At 49.1% G+C, this 25,530-nt stretch carries 32 protein-coding genes, 1 other RNA gene and 1 other annotated feature; of the genes, 21 read left to right on the plus strand and 12 right to left on the minus strand.

Annotated features, from left to right (window positions below; all coding sequences use genetic code 11):
* The first annotated feature begins 1 nt into the window (after position 1).
* The 6 genes from WGC32_RS09335 to ruvX all read left to right on the plus strand — a co-directional run bounded on the left by WGC32_RS09335 (position 2) and on the right by ruvX (position 5,310).
* Positions 2–1,276: a dihydroorotase gene (locus WGC32_RS09335; protein WP_191481851.1), complete on the plus strand. Its 1,275-nt coding sequence runs from the start codon at positions 2–4 to the stop codon at positions 1,274–1,276.
* Between the two features lie 63 nt (positions 1,277–1,339).
* Complete coding sequence (gene pyrF, locus WGC32_RS09340) at positions 1,340–2,269, plus strand: orotidine-5'-phosphate decarboxylase (RefSeq protein WP_191481850.1); 930 nt, start codon at positions 1,340–1,342, stop codon at positions 2,267–2,269.
* A 191-nt stretch (positions 2,270–2,460) separates the two neighbouring features.
* A complete protein-coding gene (locus tag WGC32_RS09345) occupies positions 2,461–3,240 on the plus strand; it encodes a dihydroorotate dehydrogenase electron transfer subunit (protein ID WP_342681502.1) in 780 nt (259 codons plus the stop codon).
* Positions 3,233–4,144: a dihydroorotate dehydrogenase gene (locus WGC32_RS09350; protein ID WP_342681503.1), complete on the plus strand. Its 912-nt coding sequence runs from the start codon at positions 3,233–3,235 to the stop codon at positions 4,142–4,144. Before WGC32_RS09345 ends, WGC32_RS09350 begins: the two co-directional genes overlap by 8 nt.
* Before the next feature lie 51 nt (positions 4,145–4,195).
* Entirely contained in the window at positions 4,196–4,870 is a 675-nt protein-coding gene (locus WGC32_RS09355; protein ID WP_342681504.1) for a histidine phosphatase family protein, read from the plus strand.
* The gene (ruvX, locus tag WGC32_RS09360; RefSeq protein ID WP_191481846.1) at positions 4,867–5,310 is read left to right on the plus strand and encodes a Holliday junction resolvase RuvX; all 444 of its coding nucleotides are present in this window, start codon (positions 4,867–4,869) and stop codon (positions 5,308–5,310) included. Before WGC32_RS09355 ends, ruvX begins: the two co-directional genes overlap by 4 nt.
* Positions 5,311–5,335: 25 nt before the next feature.
* Here the strand turns inward: ruvX and WGC32_RS09365 are convergent, their stop codons facing one another.
* The 4 genes from WGC32_RS09365 to WGC32_RS09380 form a co-directional block, all read right to left on the minus strand.
* On the minus strand, positions 5,336–5,719 hold the full coding sequence (locus WGC32_RS09365) for a hypothetical protein (RefSeq protein ID WP_191481845.1): 384 nt from the start codon (positions 5,717–5,719) through the stop codon (positions 5,336–5,338).
* A gap of 222 nt (positions 5,720–5,941) precedes the next feature.
* Positions 5,942–6,589 carry a class I SAM-dependent methyltransferase gene (locus WGC32_RS09370; protein ID WP_342681505.1) on the minus strand — a complete coding sequence of 216 codons (648 nt, stop codon included), beginning with the start codon at positions 6,587–6,589 and terminating at the stop codon, positions 5,942–5,944.
* Positions 6,514–6,729 (minus strand): hypothetical protein, encoded by a 216-nt coding sequence (locus WGC32_RS09375; RefSeq protein WP_342681506.1) that lies wholly within the window; start codon positions 6,727–6,729, stop codon positions 6,514–6,516. The genes WGC32_RS09370 and WGC32_RS09375 overlap by 76 nt, the downstream gene beginning before the upstream one ends.
* Before the next feature lie 68 nt (positions 6,730–6,797).
* Positions 6,798–8,150 (minus strand): D-alanyl-D-alanine carboxypeptidase family protein, encoded by a 1,353-nt coding sequence (locus tag WGC32_RS09380; protein ID WP_342681507.1) that lies wholly within the window; start codon positions 8,148–8,150, stop codon positions 6,798–6,800.
* Positions 8,151–8,419: 269 nt separating this feature from the next.
* Here WGC32_RS09380 and WGC32_RS09385 point away from each other — a divergent pair, with 269 nt between their 5' ends.
* Together WGC32_RS09385 and WGC32_RS09390 are read left to right on the plus strand one after the other, a co-directional pair.
* Entirely contained in the window at positions 8,420–9,076 is a 657-nt protein-coding gene (locus WGC32_RS09385; RefSeq protein ID WP_342681683.1) for a metallophosphoesterase, read from the plus strand.
* Between the two features lie 73 nt (positions 9,077–9,149).
* Positions 9,150–10,064 (plus strand): AEC family transporter, encoded by a 915-nt coding sequence (locus WGC32_RS09390; RefSeq protein WP_342681508.1) that lies wholly within the window; start codon positions 9,150–9,152, stop codon positions 10,062–10,064.
* Between the two features lie 31 nt (positions 10,065–10,095).
* Here the strand turns inward: WGC32_RS09390 and WGC32_RS09395 are convergent, their stop codons facing one another.
* Positions 10,096–10,995, minus strand: coding sequence for a peptidylprolyl isomerase (locus WGC32_RS09395; RefSeq protein ID WP_342681509.1), 900 nt, complete (start codon positions 10,993–10,995; stop codon positions 10,096–10,098).
* 1,320 nt (positions 10,996–12,315) lie between these two features.
* On the opposite strand from WGC32_RS09395, the gene WGC32_RS09400 reads away from it, so the two are divergent.
* The 9 genes from WGC32_RS09400 (at position 12,316) to WGC32_RS09440 (ending at position 17,294) form a co-directional block, all read left to right on the plus strand.
* Positions 12,316–12,618, plus strand: coding sequence for a DUF1292 domain-containing protein (locus WGC32_RS09400; RefSeq protein WP_191481839.1), 303 nt, complete (start codon positions 12,316–12,318; stop codon positions 12,616–12,618).
* Between the two features lie 68 nt (positions 12,619–12,686).
* A non-coding RNA gene (ssrS, locus tag WGC32_RS09405) (6S RNA) lies at positions 12,687–12,879 on the plus strand.
* A gap of 32 nt (positions 12,880–12,911) precedes the next feature.
* The gene (locus tag WGC32_RS09410; protein ID WP_342681510.1) at positions 12,912–13,628 is read left to right on the plus strand and encodes a tRNA threonylcarbamoyladenosine dehydratase; all 717 of its coding nucleotides are present in this window, start codon (positions 12,912–12,914) and stop codon (positions 13,626–13,628) included.
* A gap of 112 nt (positions 13,629–13,740) precedes the next feature.
* Positions 13,741–14,109 (plus strand): sulfite exporter TauE/SafE family protein, encoded by a 369-nt coding sequence (locus WGC32_RS09415; RefSeq protein ID WP_342681511.1) that lies wholly within the window; start codon positions 13,741–13,743, stop codon positions 14,107–14,109.
* Positions 14,106–14,564: a sulfite exporter TauE/SafE family protein gene (locus WGC32_RS09420; protein ID WP_342681512.1), complete on the plus strand. Its 459-nt coding sequence runs from the start codon at positions 14,106–14,108 to the stop codon at positions 14,562–14,564. The genes WGC32_RS09415 and WGC32_RS09420 overlap by 4 nt, the downstream gene beginning before the upstream one ends.
* Before the next feature lie 278 nt (positions 14,565–14,842).
* On the plus strand, positions 14,843–15,592 hold the full coding sequence (locus tag WGC32_RS09425) for a flavodoxin (RefSeq protein WP_342681513.1): 750 nt from the start codon (positions 14,843–14,845) through the stop codon (positions 15,590–15,592).
* Positions 15,593–15,610: 18 nt separating this feature from the next.
* Positions 15,611–16,165: a cyclophilin-like fold protein gene (locus WGC32_RS09430; RefSeq protein ID WP_342681514.1), complete on the plus strand. Its 555-nt coding sequence runs from the start codon at positions 15,611–15,613 to the stop codon at positions 16,163–16,165.
* A 34-nt stretch (positions 16,166–16,199) separates the two neighbouring features.
* Positions 16,200–16,673: a flavodoxin gene (locus WGC32_RS09435; protein WP_342681515.1), complete on the plus strand. Its 474-nt coding sequence runs from the start codon at positions 16,200–16,202 to the stop codon at positions 16,671–16,673.
* 84 nt (positions 16,674–16,757) lie between these two features.
* Positions 16,758–17,294, plus strand: a complete 537-nt coding sequence (locus WGC32_RS09440; protein WP_342681516.1) for a flavodoxin family protein — start codon at positions 16,758–16,760, stop codon at positions 17,292–17,294.
* A 140-nt stretch (positions 17,295–17,434) separates the two neighbouring features.
* Here the strand turns inward: WGC32_RS09440 and rplL are convergent, their stop codons facing one another.
* The 7 genes from rplL to rpmG all read right to left on the minus strand — a co-directional run bounded on the left by rplL (position 17,435) and on the right by rpmG (position 20,995).
* Entirely contained in the window at positions 17,435–17,815 is a 381-nt protein-coding gene (gene rplL / locus WGC32_RS09445; protein ID WP_191481832.1) for a 50S ribosomal protein L7/L12, read from the minus strand.
* 57 nt (positions 17,816–17,872) lie between these two features.
* Positions 17,873–18,406, minus strand: coding sequence for a 50S ribosomal protein L10 (rplJ, locus tag WGC32_RS09450; protein WP_191481831.1), 534 nt, complete (start codon positions 18,404–18,406; stop codon positions 17,873–17,875).
* A 78-nt stretch (positions 18,407–18,484) separates the two neighbouring features.
* Positions 18,485–18,657: a sequence feature (ribosomal protein L10 leader region), on the minus strand.
* Between the two features lie 40 nt (positions 18,658–18,697).
* Entirely contained in the window at positions 18,698–19,393 is a 696-nt protein-coding gene (rplA, locus tag WGC32_RS09455; protein ID WP_191481830.1) for a 50S ribosomal protein L1, read from the minus strand.
* A gap of 55 nt (positions 19,394–19,448) precedes the next feature.
* Positions 19,449–19,874: a 50S ribosomal protein L11 gene (rplK, locus tag WGC32_RS09460; RefSeq protein WP_191481829.1), complete on the minus strand. Its 426-nt coding sequence runs from the start codon at positions 19,872–19,874 to the stop codon at positions 19,449–19,451.
* 155 nt (positions 19,875–20,029) lie between these two features.
* Positions 20,030–20,551, minus strand: a complete 522-nt coding sequence (gene nusG / locus WGC32_RS09465) for a transcription termination/antitermination protein NusG (protein WP_342681517.1) — start codon at positions 20,549–20,551, stop codon at positions 20,030–20,032.
* Between the two features lie 25 nt (positions 20,552–20,576).
* Complete coding sequence (gene secE / locus WGC32_RS09470) at positions 20,577–20,774, minus strand: preprotein translocase subunit SecE (protein ID WP_342681518.1); 198 nt, start codon at positions 20,772–20,774, stop codon at positions 20,577–20,579.
* 71 nt (positions 20,775–20,845) lie between these two features.
* Positions 20,846–20,995 (minus strand): 50S ribosomal protein L33, encoded by a 150-nt coding sequence (gene rpmG, locus WGC32_RS09475; protein ID WP_178489057.1) that lies wholly within the window; start codon positions 20,993–20,995, stop codon positions 20,846–20,848.
* A 386-nt stretch (positions 20,996–21,381) separates the two neighbouring features.
* Between rpmG and WGC32_RS09480 the strand changes: the two genes are divergently transcribed.
* From WGC32_RS09480 to argS, 4 genes are read left to right on the plus strand one after another with little or no spacing between them, the layout of a single operon-like run.
* Complete coding sequence (locus tag WGC32_RS09480) at positions 21,382–22,455, plus strand: D-alanine--D-alanine ligase family protein (RefSeq protein WP_342681519.1); 1,074 nt, start codon at positions 21,382–21,384, stop codon at positions 22,453–22,455.
* Positions 22,448–23,263, plus strand: a complete 816-nt coding sequence (gene murI, locus WGC32_RS09485) for a glutamate racemase (protein WP_342681520.1) — start codon at positions 22,448–22,450, stop codon at positions 23,261–23,263. The genes WGC32_RS09480 and murI overlap by 8 nt, the downstream gene beginning before the upstream one ends.
* A 32-nt stretch (positions 23,264–23,295) precedes the next feature.
* Positions 23,296–23,724 carry a YwiB family protein gene (locus WGC32_RS09490; protein WP_342681522.1) on the plus strand — a complete coding sequence of 143 codons (429 nt, stop codon included), beginning with the start codon at positions 23,296–23,298 and terminating at the stop codon, positions 23,722–23,724.
* Positions 23,725–25,419 carry an arginine--tRNA ligase gene (gene argS / locus WGC32_RS09495; RefSeq protein ID WP_342681523.1) on the plus strand — a complete coding sequence of 565 codons (1,695 nt, stop codon included), beginning with the start codon at positions 23,725–23,727 and terminating at the stop codon, positions 25,417–25,419.
* Positions 25,420–25,530: the final 111 nt, after the last annotated feature.

The raw sequence follows: 25,530 nt of genomic DNA on the forward strand, positions 1-25,530 counted from the left end.
TATGGACTTACTCATTAAAGGAGCATTGGTTATCGATCCCAAAAACCGGATCCACGAACATCTGGATATCGGTATAAGCCATGGGGTGATTACCGCGATTCAGCCACATATCGACGCATCAGCTGCCCCCCAGGTGATTGATGCCACTGGATTGGTGGTGGCGCCGGGTCTGGTGGATATGCATGTCCATCTGAGGGATCCGGGACTTACCTACAAAGAGGATATTCTTTCCGGCTGTGAGGCGGCAGCGGCGGGCGGGGTGACTTCGGTGATCTGCATGCCCAATACAAAGCCCCCCATAGATAGCGAGGAGCTTATCTCTTATATCTACGACCGTGCAAAGGATGCCAAAGCCAAGGTTTACCCCACAGCCACCATTACCAGAGGAATGAAGGGACAGGAACTCAGTGATTTTTCCCAACTGATGGCGGCAGGAGCCATTGCCGTCACCGACGATGGCCGGCCGGTAGAGAATGCGCGGTTGATGCAGGAGGCGATGGAGCTTTGTCATGCACTGCATCTGCCGGTCATCAGCCACTGTGAAGATCTATCCATTGTGGATGGCGGTATCATCAATAAAGGGGCTGTATCGGTGGATCTTGGTGTCAAAGGAATGGACCGCAGCTCTGAGGACAGCATTACCGCCAGGGAGATTGCTTTGGCAGAGGCCACAGGTACATCCATCCACATCGCCCATGTCAGTACCAAGGGGTCTGTAAGGATCATCCGGGATGCCAAACGACGGGGTGCCAAGGTGACCTGTGAGACAGCGCCCCACTACTTCATGCTGACCGACCGGGAACTTTTCTCCCGGGACGCCAATCTGCGGATGAACCCGCCACTGCGGGAGCATGCGGATGTAGCGGAGGTGATTGCTGGCATTGTGGATGGCACCATTGACGCCATCATCACCGATCACGCTCCCCACAGCGAAGAGGAAAAGGCGGATTTTCTCACAGCGCCTAACGGCGTGGTAGGTTTGGAAACCTCTTTTGCCGCTTCCTATACGGCATTGGTGGAATCCGGCATCATTAGTTTGGATCATCTGATTCGTCTGATGAGTCTCAACCCCGCCCGGATCATGAAGCTGGGGGACAACTCCCTCCACGTGGGCAATCCAGCGGATCTTATCATTATTGACACCAAGAAAAAATGGGTGGTGGATCGCAATAAACTCCATGGAAAATCAAAGAATACCCCCTTCCATGGACGGGAGCTGACGGGAAAGGTAAAAACCACCATCCTAGGGGGACAGGTTGTATTTGAAGACCAGTAATGGGGACCTGAGTGTCTATTAATAGAAAAAGCCGCTGTCCGGCGGCGGAAATGGAGAAAGATTATGTCACTGGACCGAATGATTGAGAAGATTGTGGAAACCGGAAATCCTACGGTGGCGGGACTTGATCCAAAGCTGGATTACCTTCCCTCCTATCTGAAGGAAGAGGCATTCGCCCTCTGCGGAAAAAATTTAAAAGGAGCTGCTGTGGCTATTTTGAACTACAACAAGGCGCTCATTGACGCTTTATGTGATGTAGTTCCAGCAGTAAAGCCCCAGTTGGCCTATTATGAAATGTACGGGGTAGAGGGAATCAGGACCTTTTATGAGACGGTGGACTACGCGCAGGAAAAGGGAATGTTTGTCATCGCCGACGGCAAGCGCAACGACATCGGCACCACCATGGAAGCCTATGCCATTGCCCATCTGGGAGAGGTAGAGGTAGAGGGGGAAATGTTTACCCCCTTTGGCAGTGATGCTTTGACCGTCAACGGTTACCTGGGCAGTGACGGCATCAAGCCCCTGCTTTCGGTTTGCGCCAAGGAGGATAAAGGCATTTTTGTGCTGGTTAAGACCTCCAATCCCTCTTCAGGGGAATTGCAGGATCAGAAAATTGGAGAAAAAACTGTCTATGAGATCATGGGCGGGATGTGCGAGGCATGGGGTGAATCCCTGCCTGGAAAATACGGTTATTCTGGTGTTGGCGCCGTAGTGGGCGCCACCTATCCCGATCAGTTGACCGAATTGCGGAAAAAGTTGCCTCATACCTTTTTCCTGGTACCCGGTTACGGCGCCCAGGGCGGCGGCGCAAAAGATGTAGCGGGAGCCTTCGATGGCAGAGGACTGGGAGCCATTGTCAACTCCTCCCGGGGCATTCTCTGTGCCTGGAAGAAAGAGGGCTGTGATGAACGGGATTTCGCAGGCGCAGCCCGCAGGGAAGCGATCCGTATGCGGGATGACATTGTTTCCGTCAGCGGCAAGGCCCGGCTGTAGCGGCATTTTTCTCTTGATTTTACAATTGGCAAAAATATCCTAACAAAGTTGACAAAAAGCGATACTGTTCCAGTTGGAAAATTGAAGAGGCCACCCCTTGCGAGGGGCTGGGGTTTCAGTTACAATAAAGAGGTGGCTGAGCGGATAATGCACGCTCACCCTGTGTATGTAAGAAAGGCGGTAGCAATAAAATGGGTTATCTACAGGGCTTTTTTCCTATTGTATCCAAGCAGAAAATAGCGGAAGGTATCTTTGATGTTGTTGTCGCTTGTCCTGAAATGGCACAGCTTGCCAAAGCGGGGCAATTTGTACATATTCGCTGCCCGGGGGTGACCTTGAGGCGGCCGATCTCCATTTGCCAGGCTGATAAGCTGTGGGGCAATCTGCGGCTGGTATTTGAGGTCAAAGGAGAAGGAACCAAAAACCTGGCGGCATTGAACGTTGGGGACAATGTAGATATCATGGGTCCCCTTGGAAATGGATTTGATTTATCAGGCCATTGCCAGCATGCTCTTTTGGTAGGCGGCGGTATTGGCGTTCCCCCGTTGGTAGAAGTGGCGACGTCTCTTGGGAAAAGGGCCACCGCTGTTATTGGTTTCAGAGATCAAAGCCGTGTGATTTTGGAAAAGGATTTTAGAAATCAAGGCTGTGATGTACGGGTTTGCACCGACGATGGTTCTTATGGCAAAAAGGGCTTTGTCACCCAAGAGGTTCGGGCCTTGCTCGCCCAGGGCGGCATTGATATCATCTATGCCTGCGGTCCCATGGTCATGCTGAAGGCTTTGGCCGAGATTGCCAAGGAATTTGGTATCCGCTGCCAGGTTTCCCTAGAGGAGCGGATGGGTTGTGGCGTCGGGGCCTGTCTTGTCTGTGCTTGTAAAACCTGGGACAAGCAGGGGCAGGAAAACTATAGCCATGTATGTAAAAATGGTCCAGTGTTCGAGGCGGAGGAGGTTGTATTCGGTGGCTGATCTCAGTGTCAACATTGCCGGCGTTAGATTCAAAAACCCAGTGATTACCGCTTCCGGCTGTTTTGGCTTTGGCCGGGAATATGAGGATTTATATCCCCTTTCCAAGTTGGGCGGCGTGTCCCTGAAGGGGATGACCTATGAAAAGCGTTTGGGCAACCCTCCGCCCCGGATTGCAGAGACCCCATCTGGTCTGCTCAATTCGGTAGGGCTGCAAAATCCCGGTGTGGAGAGCTTTATTGAAAATGATCTGCCCTATCTGAAAGAACAGGATACCGTGCTGATTGCAAACGCGGCCGGTTCAACCGTAGAAGATTACTGCCGCTTGGTAGAGCGGCTTTCTGATACAGAAGTCGATATGATCGAACTGAATATATCCTGCCCCAATGTCAAGGAAGGCGGGGTGGCTTTCGGCGTCTCCTGTGAGGGAGCGGCGGGGATGGTCAAGGCAGTACGGCCTTACTGCAAAAAACCGCTGATGGTGAAACTCTCCCCCAATGTCACCGACATCGCCTCCATCGCCAAAGCGGTGGAAAGCGAAGGCGCCGATGCAGTTTCCCTCATCAACACCTTGTTGGGAATGCGCATTGACATCCAAACCCGGCGTCCGATCCTAAAAAACAATGTCGGAGGAATGTCCGGACCTGCTGTATTTCCCATCGCCCTGCGGATGGTTTGGCAGGTAGCCAACGCCGTTTCTATTCCGGTTGTGGGAATGGGCGGTATCGCAAAATGGGAGGACGCCGTGGAGATGATGATGGCGGGAGCGTCCGCTGTTCAGATCGGCGCCGCCATGTTCTGGGATCCATGGTCGCCAATCCATGTGGTGGAGGGCTTGGATGCCTATCTGGAAGAAAAGCAGATCAAGAGGGTGTCCGACATCGTGGGAACTGTAGAACCCTGGTAAAATCGTAACTGTTCAATGTTCAATAGATCACACGAAGAAGGAGCTTGCACAATGACAAAGGTATATTTAGTACGCCACGGAGAAGCTGTCGGCAATGTGACTCATGTATTCCAGGGCCTTTCTGACCTGCCGCTGACCGAAAATGGAAGGAAACAGGCGGCGCTGGTAGGAGAGCGGATGAAGAAAATCCATCTGGATAAGGTGTATGCCAGCCAGATGTCCCGCGCCCAGGATACGGCAAAGGCCATTGCATCCCGACAAGGGCTTGCTGTATTGACGGAGCCCGGAGTTGTAGAGATCAACGGCGGCGAGTGGGAAGGCCAGTATTGGCCGGATATGCCGAAAAAATATCCCCATGAAGTATATTTGTGGGATCATCATATCTATCAGCTCTGTATTCCGGGAGGGGAGACTATCCAGCATGTGTGTGAAAGGATGCGGGATACTGTCAAAAAATTGGCCCAGGAGAACGAGGGAAAGACCATTTGCGTTGTCTCCCACGGCGGGGCCATCCGCTGCCTGATGCAGTCTGCAATGCATCTGAAGCCTGAGGAAATGGATCAGCTGCCCTGGTGCGACAATACCTCGGTAACCCTGGTAGAATATGACGATCATTTTGACACCCATGTGGCATTTTATAACGATTCCAGCCACCTACATGTGGAGGGTGTAGAGATCAACGATGATAAAGCCTGGCAGAAGGAATTAAAGGAGAAAGACGCATGAAGATTATGGCGGTAGACTTGGGGGACGCCAGGACAGGACTGGCAGTCTGTGACCGGACGGAATTTTTGGCTTCCCCTATTGGTGTTATCCACGAACGGGATCTAAACAAATTGGTGGTACAGGTATCCGTTGCTGTGGATGAGTACCAGGTCTCCCATGTGGTTGTGGGATACCCCAAAAACATGGATGGCACCACAGGAGAGCGGGCCCAAAAATGTGAACGCTTTGCCCAGCGCTTGCGCAATGTGGTCACGGTTCCGGTGGAATTGTGGGATGAACGCCGCACCACGGTGACGGCTCATGAAATTCTCAACGAGGCGGATATCCGCGGACAGAAGCGTAAGGACATGGTTGATGAGGTGGCGGCCACCATTATTCTGGAAAGTTATCTTGCCTACCGGAGAAATCAAAAAGAAAAGGCCAAGGAAGAGAGCAAATAAAAAAAGCGGCTTGTAGCCGCTTTTTTTATTTTGTCCGGGATACCAACATACAGTAGACATAGACATTTTGAATCTTCTTTGCCTCTACATGGTCATCCGCCTGGATGATGGGCTGGGTTTCCGATGGGGTGATGTAGAGCTTAAAAACAATGGCGTCCTGTCCAACCCGCATATTCCGGATATGCTTGTAGGCAAAATCCCGTTTGGCAATACCGAGATAATTGAAGATGATTTCCTCAATATTGTTGTCGGTAAAGCAGCGAAGGATATCCGATTCATCATGCATTTCCAAAATTGCTTTGGCTTCCGCGAAGCTAAGATTGGTACATTTAAATTCTCCCTGATTGAGGATGGACATCATGTTGCTGTTGTCGAGAAGCAGTAATGGTGTGTAACTGGGATCTGGCATAGGACACCCCTCTTTCTTTTTCAATCATGTTTTACGGAATTCTCGCCAAAGAGATGTTTGTTGCAGTTTTAACAAAAAAGTGTAGAAAAACTATGCGTTTTTTCCGATTTCATCTATATCTTAGCATGAAAAATGCATGAGATCAACGGGTCTCATGCATTTTGTAGAAACTATAAAACCAAAGGGACAGTGCTTGGAGGTTCTGCCCAAAAAAGTAAAGGTTTACTTTTTTACTTCTAATACTGCCATAGAGGCATAGTGGAGAATTTCAAAAGAAGGGGGCGCGATGCGGTTGAGCAAGGCAAGATGTTCTTTTTCAAAGTCGGAGATCTCTTTTGAAGAAAGGGAGGCGCCAATACCGCGACATGCTTTAATTCGGCCATTCCAGCTTTCCCTGGTAAAGGGGACACGCAGGTCAAAGGTGAGGGAATGGGTGAGTGTGAAAAGGTCGTGGGCTTCAGGGGGGATGGGAATGGGGCGTCTTTGCTCTCCCGCTCCCGACCACTGAGGACTGTAGCGGAGGACCAGTTTTTCGCTTTCCCCTGCAATGGGGTCTTCTTCTGGTAACCACGCCATGTAAAAGATGGCCAGCTTTCCGCCGGGGACAAGCATCCGGGCAATCTGGGGCAGAACCCGAGCAGAATCAAAGTAGAAAAAGCACTGGCAAGCGGTGACTACGTCAAAGGTGTTGGGAGAAAAGGCTAGATCTTCGGCAGGGGAGACAATAAATTCGATGTCCATACCACCGTCCTGCGCCAGCCGGCGAGCTTGAAGAATCTGATTTTCCGAAATGTCTATTCCAGTAAAATGGGCACCGGCGCTATAGAGATGACGAGGTAATACCCCGATGCCTGTACCAAGATCCAACACCTTTTGACCGGAAATGCATAAGCCGAGATCCAAAATTTTTTATAGAAAATGGGCGGATAAATATCCCGATATTTGGCGTAGTCATCAGAGGTACGTCCCCAGTCAAAGGGCTTGCCGCCGTCAATTTTTCGGTTCTGCATTCCAGATTCTCCTTTCTAAAAAGATAGAGGAAGGAACCGTAGTCCCCTCCTCATGAGAGATTGTTCTATCAGAGTTTGCGGCGCTGTTTAATCGCTTTGTATTTTTTTCGGTTATGGTTGCGGATGATCATCAACACAATATATCCAATGACAAGGATGATGACCAAAGCAAAGAAGAACTTAAACCAGAAGGAGTGAAAGATACTGCCAATCGTGTCCAGAATAGAGAGAAGCATATTGGCCTCATGGCTTTCCCCAGCGATCAGGTCAATGGTGCCAATACTTTCTCCGGACAGGACAACTGTAGCAGTCCCCAACTTTTCCCCTTCTGTAATGGGCGCTTTGACATAGTCGGGCAGATCGTCATTGGGGATAATCTGTACACTGGTAGAGTCAATATCAGCGGGAATGAGAGCGGAGAAACTTTCACCTGTGGCCAGAGGAATGTAGTCCTGTCCCCAAACCAGCCTTAAAGGCAATTCTTGAATATGTTCTCCCGCTTCAACGAGCGTTTTTACACGGAAGGTATCAAAGGCCCAATCCAGCAGATTATTGGTGTAAACAAAGGCAAGGTTATCCGCCAGTTCATTTCCGTTTTCATCGGTTTGAGGCGCGCCCATCACAACGGTCAGATAGGTGTAGCCGTCCTTGGTCGCAGTAGAAATGAGACACCGTCCAGCCTCATCAGTGGTGCCGGTTTTCACTCCGGTAACATAAGGGTTATAATACTTGCTGCCGTTTTCCATCATATAATTGGTGGAGACGAGGGTAAAGGTATCCCGCATATTGGTACCGTCAATGGTGTAGCGGGAGGAACCACAGATTTCTTTGAAAACTGGGTTTTTCAACGCCTCCTGGGTGATGAGAAACATGTCTTTTGCGGTGGTATAATGGCTAGGAGAATGAAGACCATGGGGATTGGCAAAGTTTGTATTCTGGCATCCCAGTTCTTTGGCGCGCTCATTCATCATATTGATAAAATTGGGAATGGAATCATCCCCCAAATCGTAAGCGACCATGTTCGCGGCCTCATTGGCCGACTGGAGCATCATGCAGTAAAGAAGCTGACGCATGGTCAGGGTTTCCCCGCCTAAAATACCGGCGGTGGAGATGTTGATGCCTGCGAATTCATTGAAGAGGGAATTCATTGCCGTTACGGTATGGGCGTCCAGATCGTCAGTGTTTTCCAAAGCCAGCAAGGTGGTCATGATCTTGGTCAGTGAAGCCGGATACATTTCTTTGTCTGCATTCTGCTCATAGATGACATCACCGGTGTCTAGGTTGACCATATAAATGGCCGCGTCCTCATCGATTTTCGGATTGAATTCCGGAGGCGTATAGGCGGCAAACGAGGTGAAAAGTGAGGAGAAAACAGAGCAGCAGATGATAAAAGCTAATATAAATGCAATTTTCTTTTTCATAACTTTTCTCTCCCGCAGTATGATATCGGAATTTTAAAATAACATTTCATCAAAGAAAAATCTACTTATGATTAGTATACCAGAAATGGGCAGAAATAGAAAGCCAAATTTCCTTCTTTTTACCGGATTCGTCACGATGGAAGGGTTCTTGACAAATTGCGGGGAACAGGCATACAATAAGAATAAATTCATATGCCCCGCGGGGAGTCTGGCCGCGGGGCATGTTTTGTGACAAGCCCAAGAAAAGGGAGGACGTGGCCTTGATTTATGTGACAGGTGACCTTCACGGGGACATGGAGCGATTTAAGAGTAAAAAACTCAAAAAGCTGAAAAAAGGGGATACCCTGATCGTGTGCGGCGATTTCGGCTTTGTGTGGGATGGCGGCAAGAAGGAGCAAAAGCTTCTCAAATGGATTGGAAAGCGCCGTTATCAGATATTGTTTGTAGACGGTACCCACGAAAACTTTGACCGTCTTTTTGACTATGAGCTCTTTGAGCTGGGCGGCGCGCCCGCCCGCCATATCAGCGGCAATCTTTCCTATTTACAGCGTGGCGTTGTCTACGAAATCGAGGGGAAAAAGATCTTCGCCTTTGGAGGGGGAGAAAGCGAGAACATAGAGTCCAGGGAGAAAAACCAGCTTTGGTGGCCACAGGAAATGCCCAGTGAAGAAGATTTTGCGAGGGGAAGGGAGAACCTGGCGGCTTGTGGCAATGAGGTGGATTATATCGTCACCCACGAGATTTCCTCCACCGTTAGAACCTTTTTGGATATGGACTGCCATGACATCCACAACCTCCATGATTATCTGGATGAAATAGCAAAGCAGGTAAAATTTAAGGGCTGGTATTTCGGGCATTACCATCTGGATAAGATGATATCCCCGCTGTACACCGCCGTTTTTAAGGATGTGCTGCCGCTCAAATAATAAATAGATAAAATGGGGAGAAGCCGGGTCCGTAAGATACAGACCTGTATTGCAGTGAAGAGGGGAAAACAATATGTTTGCCATTTTGGTAAAGGCACTCAGCTTTGTACTGATCATCGCCGCAGGCTATGGGCTCAAAAAAGTAGGATTGTTCTGTGCTACCGATTACCGGATTGTCATGAAGATCATTATGCATTTGACATTGCCTGCTGTCATCATCACCAGCTTTGACGATTTTTCTATGGATCCCTCCTTGATGGGGATTATCCTTCTTGGCTTATGCGCCAACCTTTTTATGGCGGGAGTAGGTTATTTTATGGCCAGGAAGATGGACGGGATTGATAAAGCGTTTAACATCCTCAACTATTCGGGTTTTAACATCGGCTGCTTTACCATGCCCTATGTACAAAGCTTTATGGGCTCCTTTGGGGTCATTGTCACCGGCATGTTTGATGCGGGCAACTCTATCATGTCTACCGGCGGGACCTATGCGGTGGCGGCCCAGTTTGCAGGCAAAGGGAAGAACCAATCACCCAAATACTTCTTTTACAGGCTCTTTTCTTCTATACCCTTTGATGCCTATATGTTAATGCTGATCATGGCCTTTGCTGGACTCAGGTTTCCCGATTTTGTCTACGACATCACCGGAACTTTTGGCTCCGCCAACACCTTTCTTTCTATGCTCCTGATTGGCTTGATTTTTGAGTTTCATCTGGATCATAAAAAGATCAAACGGGTTCTTACCAATGTAGGTCTACGATTTACCTGCGCCACAGCTTTGGCCCTTGTTTCTTTTTTCCTTCTGCCTTTTTCGGAGGAGGTCAGACATGTTTTGGTGATTGTATCCTTTTCACCCATTCCCTGTATGGCGCCGGTGTTTACCGAAAAACTGGGCGGGGATGTTTCGGTAGCGGGAGTTATCAATTCCATTTCCATCTGTATCAGCATTATTGTTGTCACCACGTTGGTAGCTATCTGGCATATTTGAGAAAAAAGCGCCGTTAACGGCGCTTTTTCTTTTATGCATAGGTTGTGATCTCAATGGAATTGATGATGACATCTTCGGTGGGCTTATCGTTGTCATCGGTTTCCACAGCGGCAATTTGATCTACAATGTCCATCCCTTCGATGACCTGGCCAAAGACGGTATGCTTGTTATCCAGGTTGGGAGTGCCGCCCACTTCCTTATACTTGTCAATGACGGATTGATAATATTCCCGCGCCTCTTCCGGCACGCCTGCATTGACCGCAGCCTGGATCGCGGCATTTTCTTTTTCTATCTCTTCATTATAGGCATCTATGTCTATACTTTCCTCGGTAGAAGATTTCTCGTAGAGACGCTGACTTGCCTGGGCTACCAACTTGTTGAAGTAGACGTTCTGAAGAAAAGCTTCTTCCTCCTCAGCCGTGGTAGGCTTTTGGGAGGACTGGACGATGAAGAACTGGCTACCGTTGGTGTTGGTTCCTGCATTTGCCATGGATAAAGCACCGCGGAAATTATGGAGATTATCGGAAAACTCGTCCTCAAACTTTGTACCCCAAATGCTTTCTCCGCCGGTACCATCACCCTTGGGATCACCGCCCTGGATCATAAAGTCGTTGATAACCCGGTGGAAGGTAAGACCGTCGTAATAGCCATCCTTGGCATGGGTAATGAAGTTTTCTACCGCTTTAGGAGCCTCATCCTTGAAGAAGCGGACGGTAATGTCGCCCATATTGGTTTTAATGATGGCAATTTCCTCACCCGGCTGGGGCTCCTCAAACTGTTTGAGCTGGATAGGATCTCCTGGGGTAAACTCTGGAGCCTGAGCCTGTGAGCTCTCTGATCCGGAGGAAGAGGATGATCCGTTGTCGCTGGAACAGCCGGCCAAGGAGAAGGCCATCACTGCGGCTAAGACTGCTGATAAGATTCTTTTCATATGGTTTGTCACCTCATTATATTCTTTTGCGGATGTGGGAAAACATACGCCTTTTTGAACGGCGATTTCCATTATACAGCAAAAGAGAGGATGGCACAAGAAAACAAAATAAACAAATTGTGAAATAAAATAGGGGAGGGAAGACAAAAAACAAACCGCAACAGCTTTCACCATTGCGGTTTGTTTTTATTTCATTAGATATTAAATTTAAATTTGTCTTTGCTTGGTTTCCCTTTGAAATCTCTCAGCAACTACTTGCGGCTTCTTACTTGTGATTACCTTTCATAGTTTAAACAGGAAACACTGCTTATTTTATACTTAGCTTTCTTAAAGATAAACCATTCTTTATTTATCTTTCTACAAGTAGAACTATTTATCACCTTATTGTGATAACGGGAAGATGCAAGTTTCGCATTGATCTCATTTCACTGCTTTACGTGAGCAATTTCATTTGCCGCTTGTAATGCTGATCTGATTCAATACAAGGCTTACGCTTCTTTTTGCAAGAATTCACGTTGCTGAAATAACAGGATAAACATCAAATATTACATTGGACTAATGCTCCATTCGATTTCTTTATCCCTCGGATTTTTTTAATTTTATCCGATTCGGCAGTTTTTTCTGCTGCCTTAGCTATTTCATGGGATTCACCACTTTCAATTTTTCTTATATGGAAAGAAAACCTCTCGGCAATTCTTCACGTTCCAAAGATAAAATGGAATCTTCTTTCTTTACAGAAGATACAGCCTTTTGCATAATCTCAATCGGAAAATGACTCCGTTGTCTGTTAACCGTTTGAACATGCTTCTTCTCGAAATGTTTCATACTTTTGGTTTAACGCTTTATTGCAGATTATGTTATCGAGCGCTGCCCATATATCTATGGAACGCAACTAAATTTCCTGGCATTTCTTCGTACATGGGTACCGCCTCCCTTTCTTATCATTCAATCAGTATCCCTTTTGACAATGCTGCCTTTTTATTGGCCTTCATTGCCTTCAGATACTTTTCGGAGGAAATGACCATCCCATTTACAGTGAGTCATCTTTCTCGGACAATGGTTCGACCTTTCCAAATCCCTTTGGTATGATCTCATTCATCATCTTTCAGATACTATGTTGTTAGATGATCTTTATTTCCTTCCTGTGACTATAATATACCATACACTATAGATAATGTCAATAGTTTTTTTGAACTAAAATCATATATTTTGTAAATTAAGTATGGAGTCTTTGTGTACGGATTGACAGGCGAGAGCAATTGCATTAAACTCATATTACATCGCTCGCTGATAAAACTAGAACCAAAGGAGTTGATTGGCATGCCGGAAGAGATGGAGTTTGGACCAGACCTGTTGACGCTGGTGGATGACGAAGGGGTAGAGCACCAGTTTGAGGTCATAGACACCCTGGAAATAGAGGACGACCGCTACATCGCATTGATTCCTGTATATGACGACGCGGAGGATGCGGTGGAAGACGATGGGGAATTGATTCTGCTCAAATCCGAGATGGAAGGGGAAGAAGAGTTCCTGGTGGCCATTGAGGACGAAGAGGAATTTAACAAAGTGTCTGAAATTTTCCTCGATCGTTTGGATGAATATTACGATATTCAGGAATCGTAAAGGATTTCCATTGTGTAATCTGTATGACCTGTGGTATAATAGGAACATCACAAACAAACTGAGACAAATACACCCTGCGAAGTGCGATAAAGTGTGACCATATATAATCCAACACTTGATGAAAAGGGAGCTAGACTCCGGTAGCAGATTGCAGACCTCCCGCTTTGGCGGATGAAGGGAGCGTGAAACTGCTGGGATGGCACCCACCCTGTTGTAATGACGGGTTTTCATACAGTCACATGGCGGCTTTGTGGGGTATATTTATGCCCATTTTTTGAAAGTGAGGAATCTCCATGGAACATTGGCTTTCCCGGACAGAGCTACTGCTTGGCGGCGAGGGGCTGGAGAAGTTGGCCCACAGCCGGGTAGCGGTTTTGGGGCTGGGCGGCGTGGGAAGCGCTGCGGCCGAAGCCTTGGTTCGATCAGGCGTAGGGCATCTGATGCTGGTGGATCACGATACAGTGGATTTGACCAACCTCAACCGCCAGCTGGTGGCTACCCACAGCGCACTGGGGATGCAAAAGACACAGGTACTCAGGGAGCGCTTTTTAGATATTAATCCCGGCCTGGAGCTGACACTACGTGAGGAATTCTATTTGCCGGAAAATCGGGACTTTCTCTATGACTATCATCCCGATTTTGTGGTGGACGCCATTGATACGGTCACAGCCAAGCTAGATTTGGCCACAGAGTGCCGCAATCAAGGGATAGGCATGATAACCTGTCTTGGGACAGGAAACCGGATAGACCCCTCCCAGCTTGTTTTAGGGGATATTGCAGATACTGTCGGATGCGGATGCCCCTTGGCCCGGATCATGCGGCGGGAATTAAGACGCAGAGGGATTGAACATACACCGGTGCTTTTCAGCAGGGAGCAGCCGATGGAGGCGGTGTGCGCCCCCGACTCTCCACAGGGACGTCACTCACCGGGCAGTACTGCTTTTGTGCCTCCTGCGGCCGGATATTTTCTGGCCTCTTACGCGGTTCGGTTTTTATTAAATTTGGTCTGAATAAAAAAGTTAAAACTGCTGGCTTGTCATTTCCTAAGAAAAACAGGAAATACTAAAGCCAGCAGTTTTGTTTTGCCGGATGGTTTGATTCCGAAAGAAAGGAGGAGGCCGGTTGGAAAAGATAAAGAAGGGGAAAAAGATAGCGACTGCCCTCATTGGAATAGCCATTGGATTCCTCAATGGATTTTTTGGATCGGGAGGCGGCATGGTAGCTGTACCCTTTCTCAAAGCAAATGGCCTGGAGGTGAAAAAAGCCCACGCCACCTCTATTGCAGTCATCTTTTTTCTCAGTCTTTTCAGCCTTTGGCTTTATATGGGGAAAACCCAGCTTGCATTTACCAATTGGATCTTCTATATCCCTGGCGGCATTGCGGGGGGACTATTGGGCGCCTGGCTTCTGCCCAAAATCCCCCAGACGCTGTTGCGGAGGATTTTCGGAGCCCTTATCATCTTTTCCGCTATCCGGCTGTTGATGCGATGAATTGGACGGATATTCTGCTTACTTCGATCACGGCCCTCCTGGCTGGCACCATCAGCGCCATGGGCATGGGAGGGGGAGGAATTCTCCTGCTCTATCTGACGGCATTTGCCGGTGTGGCCCAGTTGGAGGCACAGACCATTAACCTCATCTTTTTTATGCCTATTGCTGTCATTGCTCTGATTATGCATACTAAAAACAAGCTGGTCAACTGGAAAGTAGTGCTTTGGGTCACAATCTTCGGATATGCCGGCGTTTTCTTAGGATATCAGACAGCTCTTTTTATAGGGGAGGATATGCTGCGCCGGCTCTTCGCCGTTTTCCTGCTATTGATTGGCGCCAAGGAACTTTTTTTCAAAGACAAAGGGGAAGGGGAGAAGCCGAAAAGAATTCATCCAGTTCCCCCGGTGGGCGAAGGACAAGAAAAGATACATCAGGAGGAAAATACCCTGGAATAGAAAGGGATTTTCGGCAAAAAACTGGGTATTTTTGGCGTAACATGAGAAGCTCCACCAAGTTTATAGCTCATAAAAAGATCTCCTAGACAAGACTAGGAGATCTTTTTATGAGCTTATCAATACTTAATTTGCATAACAAAAGATAAAAAATAGGTATTAGACATTGAAAAAATAGGGATTTATAATGAAATTAGAAATCCTAAAGCCTTTTACCAGTAGGAAAGCCGCAGATTGTTTAGGGATTTCCTGCGGCAATAAACAAACAAGGAGGATTGCAAATGAAAAGATTCCTTTCGATTATTTTAGCAATAACAATGATTCTCTCTCTTTCAGCATGTGGAACAACAGAAGGTCAGGATAGTTCTGAAACCTCTGAAGAGGGTGTAACCGTGTCTGAGCCGGCAGAACCGAATGACAGTGATGCAGAGGGAGAAACTTCCAGTTCGCAGTCAGGATCATCCGCTGCTGGAGAGGGAAATGAAGGGGGAACCAGCAATATCTTGGTAGCTTATTTTTCCTGGGCAGACAATGCTATCCTAGCAGAGGATGTGGATGCTGTTGCTTCGCCCAGTGTAGTTGCCCCCGGAAATGTACAGCAGTTGGCAGGCTGGGTACAGGAGGAAACTGGAGGAGACCTATTCTCTATTCAGGTTACTGAACCCTATCCCAGTGATTGGGATCAGTGTCTGGCCAGGGCCAACCAGGAGAGGGGAGACAATGCCCGTCCAGAGCTAAGGGGAAATGTTGAAAATCTAGATCAATATGATACTGTGTTTTTAGGGTATCCCAACTGGTGGTACGGCGTGCCGATGGCCCTGCTTTCCTTCTTGGAAGAGAATGACCTTTCTGGTAAACAGGTATATCTATTCTGTTCCCACGGCACTGGCGGCCTTGCCAACAGTGTGGAGCTGATTACAGAGGCAACGCCCAATGCAGTGATTTCCGAAAATATTTTTGATTGCTACGAAGAGGAGGCCGCTTCTTCCCAAGGCGACATTCAAAGCTGGGTCGCTGGACTTGGCTATTAATAGCGGGAGGAAGAGAATATGAAAAAACTTTTTGGCGTACTCCTTCTTTGCCTGATGGTATTTACTCTTTCGGTCTGCGGGGCCAACGATCAGGAACCGTCATCTCCTGTAACAGAATCATCTTCTGCTGCAGGAGAATCGAAACCTCTCGCAACATCAGAACCGCTTTCGGTGGTAGAAACATCCTCAGCGTCAGAAGCTTCGGAAGAGCCGGAAACTACATCATCCCGGCAGATTTCTGTCCGGTTTGGAGAAAATGTTGTTGTTTACCAGCTTAACGATGGTGGGGCGGCCGCCTCTTTCTATGAGCAGCTGCCCCTCACCATCGAGGTGGAGGATTACAGCACCAACGAGAAAATCTTCTATCCGCCCCAGCAGCTGGATACGGACAATACTCCATTGGCGCAAGGAGGAGCTGGCACGCTGGCCTATTATGCGCCTTGGGGAGACGTAGTGATGTTTTACGGAGACTATAACGAGAATCCCTCCCTGTATGAACTGGGACAGGTTGTTTCTGGCGGGGAGCTGGTCGGTGAGATGTCTGGAACCATCACGATTGATGTGATAGAATAGCCTAAAATGTAAAGTGACAAGGAGGATACATCATATGAAAAAAACTTTAGTAGCCTTTTTCTCAGCAAGTGGTACCACCAAGGGCGTTGCGGAAAAATTGGCAGCAGCAACTGACGGTGACCTGTACGAAATCAAACCGGCTGTGCCGTATACCCGGGCGGATCTCAACTGGCAGGATAGACATTCCCGCAGTTCAGTGGAAATGAACGATCCTTCCTCCCGTCCAGAACTGGCCGATACAGACGCCAATATTCAGGACTATGACCGGATCTTTTTAGGGTTTCCTATCTGGTGGTACACAGCGCCTACCATCATCCGCTCCTTTTTGGAAAGCTATGACTTCACCGGCAAAACCATCATTTTGTTTGCCACTTCTGGCGGAAGCGGCATGGGGAAGACGGCAAAGGAACTCGCCTCCAGCTGCGCGGGTGCAGTGATCAAGGAAGGAAAATTGCTCAATGGAAATCCCTCTGAGGATATGCTGAAACGGTGGGCAGCGGACCTTTAAGCTTCCGCAAGAAGGAGACGGCTATACCAAGCCGGAAAGATGCCGCAGGTCACTTGATACAAAGGAAATGAGGCGAAACAGACCATGAAAATTATCATGTTGGAAGGCAGCCCAAATCGAAATGGTTCCTCCAACCTGCTGTCGGATAGCTTCAGGCAGGGGGCGGAAGCAGCTGGTCACACGGTGGAAATCATCGATGCTGCCCATGGGAACATTCATCCCTGCACCGGATGTATTCACTGTGGGTATGAGGGCCCCTGTGTGCAGAAGGATGATATGGAAAAAATCCGCCCCAAGATTCTAGAGGCGGATATGGTGGTTTTTGTGACGCCACTATATTATTATGGAATGTCTGCCCAGCTAAAGACACTCATTGACCGATTCTGTGCGTTTAATAGCAGTATCCAGCGCAAACATATGAAATCAGCTTTATTGGCTGCCGCGTGGAACAGCGACAACTGGACCTTCGAGGCGTTGGAATGCCATTATAAAACGCTGGTGCGTTATTTGAACCTGACAGATATGGGGATGATTTTGGGAACCGGTTGCGGCACACCTTCTATGACCCAGCATTCTATGTTTCCCCGGCAGGCATATCAATTGGGAAATCAGCTGAAATAAGAATTGAGTGAGCATGGATGACAATCTGCCCAGAGGAAAATCTGGGCAGAAGAGAAAAAATTGTAAATGCTTCACAGTCCCAAAAGAATCATAAAAAAAGCGGAGCCAATATTGGCTCCGCTTTTTTCTGTAAAAGTGACTTATTTTACCTCAACTTCAGCGCCTGCATCGGTCAGCTTCTTGGAGATATCGTCAGCATCAGCTTTGGAAACGCCCTCTTTGATGGCTTTAGGAGCGTTGTCAACCAGCTCTTTGGACTCTTTCAGGCCAAGACCGGTGATCTCTTTGACCAGTTTGATAACGCCCATCTTGCTTGCGCCAGCGCTCTTCAGGATGACGTCAAACTCGGTTTTCTCCTCAGCGGCAGCAGCGCCACCAGCAGCAGGAGCAGCAGCAACAGCAACAGGAGCAGCAGCGGAAACGCCGAACTCCTCTTCCAGAGCTTTTACCAGCTCGGAGAGCTCCAGAACGGTCAGGGATTTAACCTCTTCAATCAGATTCAAAACTTTCTCAGAAGCCATGATATGTTACCTCCATATAAATTCTTTTCTTTTGTTTTTAGCGCGGGAAATCATCCCTTATGCGCTCTGTTTTTCAGCAATAGCGTTAAGCGCAACGACCAGACCACGCAGGTTGGCAGACAGTACGTTTGCAAAACCGGAGATCGGTGCGTTGAGTCCACCCAGAGTCTTGGCGATGAGCTCTTCTCTGGAAGGCAGTTTGGAAAGTGCCTTGACGCCTTCGGCATCCAGTGCTTTTCCGTCAACAAAGCCGGCCTTGATGGCGAACTTTCCTTTGGTGTCATCGGAATATTTGCACAGAATCTTAGCAGCAGCAACAGGATCGGTTGCGCTGGTAGCCAGAGCGGTGGTACCCTCCAATACAGAGGAAATCTCCTCCAGATCGGTTCCCTTGAGAGCGAAGCGGAGCATGGTGTTTTTGATAACAGAATACTCAACGCCTGCAGCCCGCAGGTCACGACGAAGCTTGGTATCATCTGCAACAGTGATGCCCTTATAGTCGACGATGACGCCGGCGGAAGCATCCTTCAGCTTCTGAGCCAGATCGGCGACCAGCTGCTGTTTGCTCTGCAGTACTTTCTCATTTGGCAAGATGTTTCACCTCCTGAAGCTCCCCCGAAAGCCGGGAGAAAAATATCCAATTGATCAGAATCAAATTGAAACGAAATACCGGACAAACAAAAAGCCCTTCCCGCAACCGCAGGAAGGGCAATACATACAAAACGGAAGACCCAGCGTCTATATAACGCGAGAATATCCATGTGTTGCGCATCCTCGGCAGGCGGGTAAAAAACCCATTATGTTTGACCACCTGCTGTCTTTGGAAAACAGCTCTATCATTTTATCATGAAACGAAGCTCATGTCAATGAGCAGTTTAGAACTTATGCAGAATATTTTGCAGGGTTGATCTTGATGCCAGGGCCCATGGTGGTAGCAACCACACAGGATTTGATATACTGGCCCTTTGCTGCTGCGGGTTTCGCTTTGACAATGGCGTCCATCAAAGTGTTCAGGTTCTCGCTGAGTTTCTCTACGCCAAAGGAAGCCTTTCCGATGGGGCAGTGGATAATGTTGGTCTTGTCAAGACGATACTCGATCTTACCAGCTTTTGCCTCGGTGACCGCTTTGGCCACATCGGGGGTAACGGTGCCAGCTTTGGGGTTGGGCATGAGTCCGCGGGGGCCAAGGATTTTACCCAGACGTCCCACAACGCCCATCATATCAGGAGAAGCGATGACAACGTCAAAGTCCAGCCAGTTCTCCTGCTGGATTTTCTGCATCATATCCTCGCCGCCGACAAACTCAGCACCAGCTGCCTGAGCAGCAGCGATGTTGTCGCCTTTGGCAAAGACCAGAACCCGGACCTGTTTGCCGGTTCCGTTGGGCAGAACAACAGCGCCACGGACCTGCTGGTCAGCATGGCGGGAGTCAACGCCCAGTCTTACATGAACTTCAACAGTTTCGTCAAACTTTGCTTTCGCGGTTTTCACAGCCAGATCCAACGCCTCGGTGGAATCGTAAGTCTGGAAGCGGTCGAACAGTTTGGAACTGTCTTGATATTTTTTACCGTGTTTCATTTGTGTTCCTCCCTCATAAGTGGTGTTTACGGAATGTTCCTCCCACCGGAGAGCATTAGTCTACAACTTCAATGCCCATGCTGCGAGCTGTTCCCGCGATCATGCTCATAGCGGACTCAATGTTGGCCGCGTTGAGGTCAGGCATCTTCTGCTGTGCAATCTTTTCGACCTGCTCCTTGGTGATCTTTGCGACTTTGGTTTTGTTCGGCACGCCGGAACCGCTTTCAATGCCGCAGGCCTTTTTGATCAGGACCGCTGCGGGCGGTGTCTTGGTAACGAACGTAAAGGAGCGGTCAGCATAAACGGTGATGACAACAGGAATGATCAAACCTGCGTCATTCTTTGTACGCTCATTGAAATCTTTTGTGAAAGCCATAATGTTGACGCCGTGCTGTCCCAGAGCAGGACCTACTGGCGGCGCCGGGGTGGCTTTTCCGGCCGGTATTTGCAGCTTGATATAGCCGACTACCTTCTGAGCCATAATTTGCACCTCCAAAAATTGTGGTCAATGGCGGAATCTCTTAAAAAATTCCTCCCACAGGTGAAGCTCCACTTTTTCATCTTCACCCTGTAAAACACAGGGGGATCCCTGTGTAGCTTAAAGCCCCCCAAGGGCCTTTAAGTTCCCTAAAAAGATTAGTCTACGGTTTCGACCTGGCCAAGTTCTAATTCTACCGGGGTTTCCCTGCCAAACATGGAAACGATTACTCTCACAGATCCGGCTTCCCGATCCAGAGAATCCACTGTTCCGACAAAGCCTTCCAAGGGACCCTCGATAATTTTAACGGAATCGCCTACAGCATAGGTAACCTCGACCTGTTTGGTTTCCACGCCCAGTGCCTCCACCTCAGCGTCTGTGAGGGGGACTGGCTTGGAACCCGGGCCGACAAATCCGGTACACCCGCGGGTATTGCGCACGACATACCAGCTGTCGTCGGTCAAAACCATCTTTACCAGCACATAGCCGGGAAAGATTTTGCGTTCCACTTCGCGACTTTTGTTGTCCTTGACCTCTACCACCGTTTCGGTGGGAATTTTTACCTCATGGATCAAATCGTGAAGGCCGCGGTTTTCCACCGCTTTTTCAATGTTTTGAGCCACCTTATTCTCATAGCCGGAATAGGTGTGGACAACATACCATTTTGCGGATTCAGACATGATTTAATCCCTCCACGCTTTTCGCTTAAGCGTTTGTAAGGAAAGCATTGACCAGCAGGGACATGATGGCATCGACACCCCAGATGAATATGCCCACAATCAGCATCATGACAAGCACCACAATGGTGTTGTTGATAACCTGTTTTCTGGTGGGCCAAACGATCTTTTTGGTCTCGCCCCTCATGTCTTTGAAGAAACGGCCAATTCTTTTGGCGAGATTCACCGGATTAAACCTGCCTTTTTTTGTGTCCTTCGTTTGCGTAGATGACATCTCGACAGTACCGCCTTTCTCGCCTATTTGGTTTCCTTGTGAAGCGTGTGTTTCCTGCAGAAACGACAATACTTGTTCATTTCGAGCCTGTCAGGATCGTTCTTCTTGTTCTTCATGGTGTTGTAGTTGCGCTGTTTGCACTCTGTGCAGGCCAAAGTAACTTTGACTCTCATATCGGCACCTCCTGAGTAACGGAATTTTTTGCCTCCCTCGTAAAGAGAACGCTTGAGTTTTGCCATCCCTTTTCGGCTGCCCATAGGGCGAGAAAGGGGAACCCTTTTTTATGCCCGTAAAAATGAGCATAAAAAAATAACCCTTTTAGAGGTAGTAATACTATACCACAAGGGAATAGGACAAGTCAAGGAAATTTAAAAATAAATTCTAAATTCCGTAAGAATCAACTATGAATTTACAGGCAAAACAATTGCGAAGAAATACGTATTATGATAAACTACTATTGTTAATGTCCTTTTGACAGATGACAAAGATACATCTGTGTATTTTTCCGTATTTCTTCAGGCAAGCAGATGTAGTTTATTGTATAGGAGTGTGGCAGCCCATGTCAAGGCTTACCCTGGCAGTGCTATTCGGCGGCGCATCCAGTGAGCATGAGGTTTCACTGGTATCCGGCACCTCTGTCCTGCGCCATGTGCCGCGGGATGATTTCGACATCGTAATGGTTGGCATCACCAAGGATGGACGGTGGTATCACTACACCGGGGAGATCGACAGGATCCCCGATGGATCCTGGGAGAAAGCAAACTGCGTTCCCGCGATCCTTTCACCGGACCGGAGCGTCCATGGGCTGACAGTTTTCCACCCCGATCATGTGGAAAATATCCGCCTCGATGTGGTATTTCCCGTTCTCCATGGGAAAAATGGAGAGGACGGCACCATGCAGGGCCTTCTGGAGATTGCCGGCATCCCCTGTGTGGGCTGCGGTACCCTGTCCTCTGCAGTCTGCATGGATAAGACTGTGACCCGCACCCTTCTGGAACAGGCTGGTATTGCCGGTGTCCAGTGGGAAAAGGTGATGGAATATGAAATGGACCGCTTTGACGAGATCGAGAAGCGGATTGCCCAAAGGCTTCATTATCCGGTGTTTGTCAAGCCAGCCAATGCGGGAAGTTCGGTGGGCATCACCAAAGCCACTGACAAAACAACCCTGAAGAAGGCCTTTGAAACGGCCTTTGCCCACGACCGCAAGATCATTGTAGAAGAAGCGGTGGTGGGAGACGAGGTGGAATGCGCGGTATTGGGCAACGACGATCCATTTGTTTCAGTCATAGGGGAAATTGTCCCTGTGGCGGAATTCTATGACTACAACGCCAAGTATAAAGATGGTACCACCGCCCTGTATATCCCGGCCCGTCTGGAGCCGGAGGTGGTCAAGGAGATTCAGGAGACCGCCCGCAAGGCATTTTTGGCGCTGGGCTGTTCCGGCTTTGCCCGTGTGGACTTTTTTGTGCGCAAGTCGGACCGGAAGGTACTTCTCAACGAGCCCAACACCATTCCGGGCTTTACCGATATCAGCATGTATCCCAAGCTGATGGAATATTCCGGCGTAAGCTATCCGGAGCTGATCCGCCGGCTCATTCAGCTTGCCATAGAAAGGGCGGGTGCAAATGGATAACCGTCCCATCGGCGTCTTTGACTCAGGCCTTGGGGGGCTGACGGTGGTCAAAGAGCTGAAAAAAATCCTCCCCCATGAAAACATTGTCTATTTTGGAGATACAGGCCGGGTACCCTACGGCAACCGCAGCCGTGAGACCATCCGCCGCTATGCGGCCCAGGACATCAATTTCCTGTGTAGCCACGACGTCAAAATGATTGTGGCAGCCTGTGGCACAGTCAGTTCCGTGCTGACCGATAAGGATGTCAAGGATGTCAGCGTTCCCTATACCGGCGTGCTGCTCCCAGCAGCCCAGGAGGCGGCGGCCCTGTCGGACAGCGGCAGAATCGGGGTGATCGGCACCACGGCGACAGTCCGTTCCGGGGCTTATGGCAAGGCCATCCGGGGGATCCGTCCTGAGGCCAAGGTGGTGGGACGGGATTGCCCGCTGTTTGTGCCGCTGGTGGAAAACGGGCTGGTTGCCCCCGACAATGAGATTACAAGGCTGACGGCGAAGATGTATTTGGAGCCGTTTTTTGAGGAGCATATTGACACCCTCATTCTGGGCTGTACCCACTATCCCATTATTTATGACATTATCGCCCAGGTGATGGATTACTCGGTAACCTTGGTGGATCCAGGCCAGGCTACTGCCCGGTATGTGAAGGGCTATCTGATGCAGCATGGTATGGGAAGCGGTGAAGACCGCCAAGGAGAATGCCATTATTATGTCAGCGATCGCACCGACGAGTTTTCCAATATAGCCGGCATCTTCCTGGGGGAAAAGGTGGATCAAAATGTGGAATATGTCAGTGTGGACACGTTATAAGACTATTTGCGCGAAAGGAAAGTGCAAAAACTTTGAAAAAGGAAGTTATTATTTCAATTAAAGGAAAACAGCGGGTGGACGGCGAAGACGATATCGTGGAGCTGACCACCATGGGGAATTACTACATCCGGGACGGCATCCAGTATATCCGCTATGATGAAAGCGGAGCCACGGGATATGATGGCTGTAAGACCACGCTGAAGGTCAAAGGCAACGATATGGTTACCATGATCCGGTCCGGTCCCTGCAGTTCCCAGCTTATTGTAGAAAAAGGAAGACGCCATCAGTGTCATTATGCCACCGAAATGGGGGATCTGATGGTGGGGGTGTTGGGCAGTAACATCCGCAACGGTCTGGACAGCCACGGCGGTGATATCCATTTTCAGTATTCTCTGGATGTCAATGCCTGCCTTGCCAGTGAAAATGAAGTGTCGATTAACATCAAGGAGTGCAACGGATAGATGGCAAATCTGGTTAAAGAAGCGAATGAACAGCTCAAAGAAGTGATTATGAAAGCCATGGGGATGGCGGTGGCTGACGGTAAATTTGAGCCGGTGCCCCTGCCCCCCTTTACCATTGAGATCCCCAACGACAAAAGCCACGGCGACTTTGCCGCCAATGTGGCCATGGTCTGTGCCAAGGCCCTGAAGATGAATCCGCGGCAGATCGCCACCATCCTGATGGAGCGGATGATCTTTGATGGCACCTATTTTGAGCGCTGTGAGATGGCTGGGCCTGGTTTCCTCAACTTTTTCCTCTCCAAGGAATGGTTTGCCAGGGTTATCAAGGCCATTGAAGCTGACGGGGAAAACTATGGACGCTCCCAGGAGGGAGGCAATCAAAAGATAATGGTGGAGTTTGTCTCCGCCAATCCCACCGGCCCCATGCACATGGGCAATGCCCGGGGCGGCGCCTTGGGGGATTGCCTGGCAGCAGTGCTGGATTGGGCCGGCTATGATGTGACCCGGGAGTTTTATGTCAACGACGCTGGCAATCAGATTGAAAAGTTTGGAAAATCCTTGGAGGCCCGTTATCTTCAAATCTATCAGGGGGAAGAGGCGGTTCCCTTTCCAGAGGATGGCTACCATGGAGAGGACATTAAGACTCGGGCACAGGAGTTTGCCGATATTCATGGGGATGCCTATGTAGACGCAGAGGAAAAGGAGCGCCGTGACGCTTTGGTGGCTTATGCGCTGCCTAAGAATATCGAAGGGCTCAAAACCGACCTGGAAAAATATCGGATTACCTATGATGTCTGGTTTAGGGAGAGTACCCTCCATGAAAGCGGAGCCATTGACGACATCGTCAAGACCCTGTCGGAAAAGGGCCTTACCTATGAAAAGGATGGCGCCATTTGGTATAAAGCCACGGCCTATGGCGGGGAGAAGGACGAGGTCCTGATCCGGGCCAATGGAAATCCGACCTATTTCGCGGCGGATATCGCTTATCATTATAATAAGTTCGCAGTTCGGGGCTTTGATCGGGTGATCAATGTCTGGGGCGCAGATCACCACGGCCATGTAGCCCGGCTCAAAGGAGCCATGGATGCCATCGGCTTAAACGGCAACCGCCTGGACATTGTATTGATGCAACTGGTCCGTCTGACCCGGGATGGGGAAGTGGTGCGGATGAGCAAGCGTACCGGCAAAGCCATTACCCTCACCGATCTTCTGGACGAAGTGCCCATTGACGCGGCCCGTTTCCTCTTTAATATGCGGGAGCCGGGCAGCCAGATGGAGTTTGACCTGGGACTGGCGGTAGAGCAATCCTCTCAAAACCCGGTTTATTATGTCCAGTATGCCCACGCCAGGATCTGTTCCATTCTGAAAAACCTGGCAGCGGAAGGCATCTCTCCCAAGGAAAGACAGCTGGATGACCTGCTCTGCTTTACCCAGCCGGAGGAGATTGAACTCATTCGACACATGGCCATCTATCCTTCGGAAATTTTAGAATCCGCCCGGACCTACGATCCGGCCCGGATTACCCGGTATGTCATTGAGTTGGCCAACAAATTCCACAAGTTCTACAATGCCTGCCGGGTTAAAGGGGAAGCCGAGGATGTGATGCAGGCCCGCCTGGCCCTGTGCCTGGCGACCCGCACCGTCATCCGCAATGTGCTGACCATGCTGAAAATCAATGTACCTGAAACCATGTAACCCTTTGCCAGCAGACGCAGTAGGGATAGAATCTCCCTTCGCTGCAAATTTTTATGGGCAGGGAACATGAACATATCGCTCCGGTTTTACCGGGCAGAAAAGGAGAAATCA

The sequence above is a fragment of the Zongyangia acetica genome (assembly GCF_038739695.1).
GTDB lineage: Bacteria > Bacillota > Clostridia > Oscillospirales > Ruminococcaceae > Zongyangia > Zongyangia gallinarum.

What these genes read in the sequence shown, in the direction of transcription:
- WGC32_RS09335 (WP_191481851.1), top strand. Translation starts at nt 2, where the DNA reads ATGGACTTACTCATTAAAGGAGCATTGGTTATCGATCCCAAAAACCGG.
- pyrF (WP_191481850.1), top strand. Translation starts at nt 1,340, where the DNA reads ATGTCACTGGACCGAATGATTGAGAAGATTGTGGAAACCGGAAATCCT.
- WGC32_RS09345 (WP_342681502.1), top strand. Translation starts at nt 2,461, where the DNA reads ATGGGTTATCTACAGGGCTTTTTTCCTATTGTATCCAAGCAGAAAATA.
- WGC32_RS09355 (WP_342681504.1), top strand. Translation starts at nt 4,196, where the DNA reads ATGACAAAGGTATATTTAGTACGCCACGGAGAAGCTGTCGGCAATGTG.
- ruvX (WP_191481846.1), top strand. Translation starts at nt 4,867, where the DNA reads ATGAAGATTATGGCGGTAGACTTGGGGGACGCCAGGACAGGACTGGCA.
- WGC32_RS09365 (WP_191481845.1), bottom strand. Translation starts at nt 5,719, where the DNA reads ATGCCAGATCCCAGTTACACACCATTACTGCTTCTCGACAACAGCAAC.
- WGC32_RS09375 (WP_342681506.1), bottom strand. Translation starts at nt 6,729, where the DNA reads ATGCAGAACCGAAAAATTGACGGCGGCAAGCCCTTTGACTGGGGACGT.
- WGC32_RS09380 (WP_342681507.1), bottom strand. Translation starts at nt 8,150, where the DNA reads ATGAAAAAGAAAATTGCATTTATATTAGCTTTTATCATCTGCTGCTCT.
- WGC32_RS09390 (WP_342681508.1), top strand. Translation starts at nt 9,150, where the DNA reads ATGTTTGCCATTTTGGTAAAGGCACTCAGCTTTGTACTGATCATCGCC.
- WGC32_RS09395 (WP_342681509.1), bottom strand. Translation starts at nt 10,995, where the DNA reads ATGAAAAGAATCTTATCAGCAGTCTTAGCCGCAGTGATGGCCTTCTCC.
- WGC32_RS09400 (WP_191481839.1), top strand. Translation starts at nt 12,316, where the DNA reads ATGCCGGAAGAGATGGAGTTTGGACCAGACCTGTTGACGCTGGTGGAT.
- WGC32_RS09410 (WP_342681510.1), top strand. Translation starts at nt 12,912, where the DNA reads ATGGAACATTGGCTTTCCCGGACAGAGCTACTGCTTGGCGGCGAGGGG.
- WGC32_RS09420 (WP_342681512.1), top strand. Translation starts at nt 14,106, where the DNA reads ATGAATTGGACGGATATTCTGCTTACTTCGATCACGGCCCTCCTGGCT.
- WGC32_RS09425 (WP_342681513.1), top strand. Translation starts at nt 14,843, where the DNA reads ATGAAAAGATTCCTTTCGATTATTTTAGCAATAACAATGATTCTCTCT.
- WGC32_RS09430 (WP_342681514.1), top strand. Translation starts at nt 15,611, where the DNA reads ATGAAAAAACTTTTTGGCGTACTCCTTCTTTGCCTGATGGTATTTACT.
- WGC32_RS09435 (WP_342681515.1), top strand. Translation starts at nt 16,200, where the DNA reads ATGAAAAAAACTTTAGTAGCCTTTTTCTCAGCAAGTGGTACCACCAAG.
- WGC32_RS09440 (WP_342681516.1), top strand. Translation starts at nt 16,758, where the DNA reads ATGAAAATTATCATGTTGGAAGGCAGCCCAAATCGAAATGGTTCCTCC.
- rplL (WP_191481832.1), bottom strand. Translation starts at nt 17,815, where the DNA reads ATGGCTTCTGAGAAAGTTTTGAATCTGATTGAAGAGGTTAAATCCCTG.
- rplA (WP_191481830.1), bottom strand. Translation starts at nt 19,393, where the DNA reads ATGAAACACGGTAAAAAATATCAAGACAGTTCCAAACTGTTCGACCGC.
- rplK (WP_191481829.1), bottom strand. Translation starts at nt 19,874, where the DNA reads ATGGCTCAGAAGGTAGTCGGCTATATCAAGCTGCAAATACCGGCCGGA.
- nusG (WP_342681517.1), bottom strand. Translation starts at nt 20,551, where the DNA reads ATGTCTGAATCCGCAAAATGGTATGTTGTCCACACCTATTCCGGCTAT.
- rpmG (WP_178489057.1), bottom strand. Translation starts at nt 20,995, where the DNA reads ATGAGAGTCAAAGTTACTTTGGCCTGCACAGAGTGCAAACAGCGCAAC.
- WGC32_RS09480 (WP_342681519.1), top strand. Translation starts at nt 21,382, where the DNA reads ATGTCAAGGCTTACCCTGGCAGTGCTATTCGGCGGCGCATCCAGTGAG.
- murI (WP_342681520.1), top strand. Translation starts at nt 22,448, where the DNA reads ATGGATAACCGTCCCATCGGCGTCTTTGACTCAGGCCTTGGGGGGCTG.
- argS (WP_342681523.1), top strand. Translation starts at nt 23,725, where the DNA reads ATGGCAAATCTGGTTAAAGAAGCGAATGAACAGCTCAAAGAAGTGATT.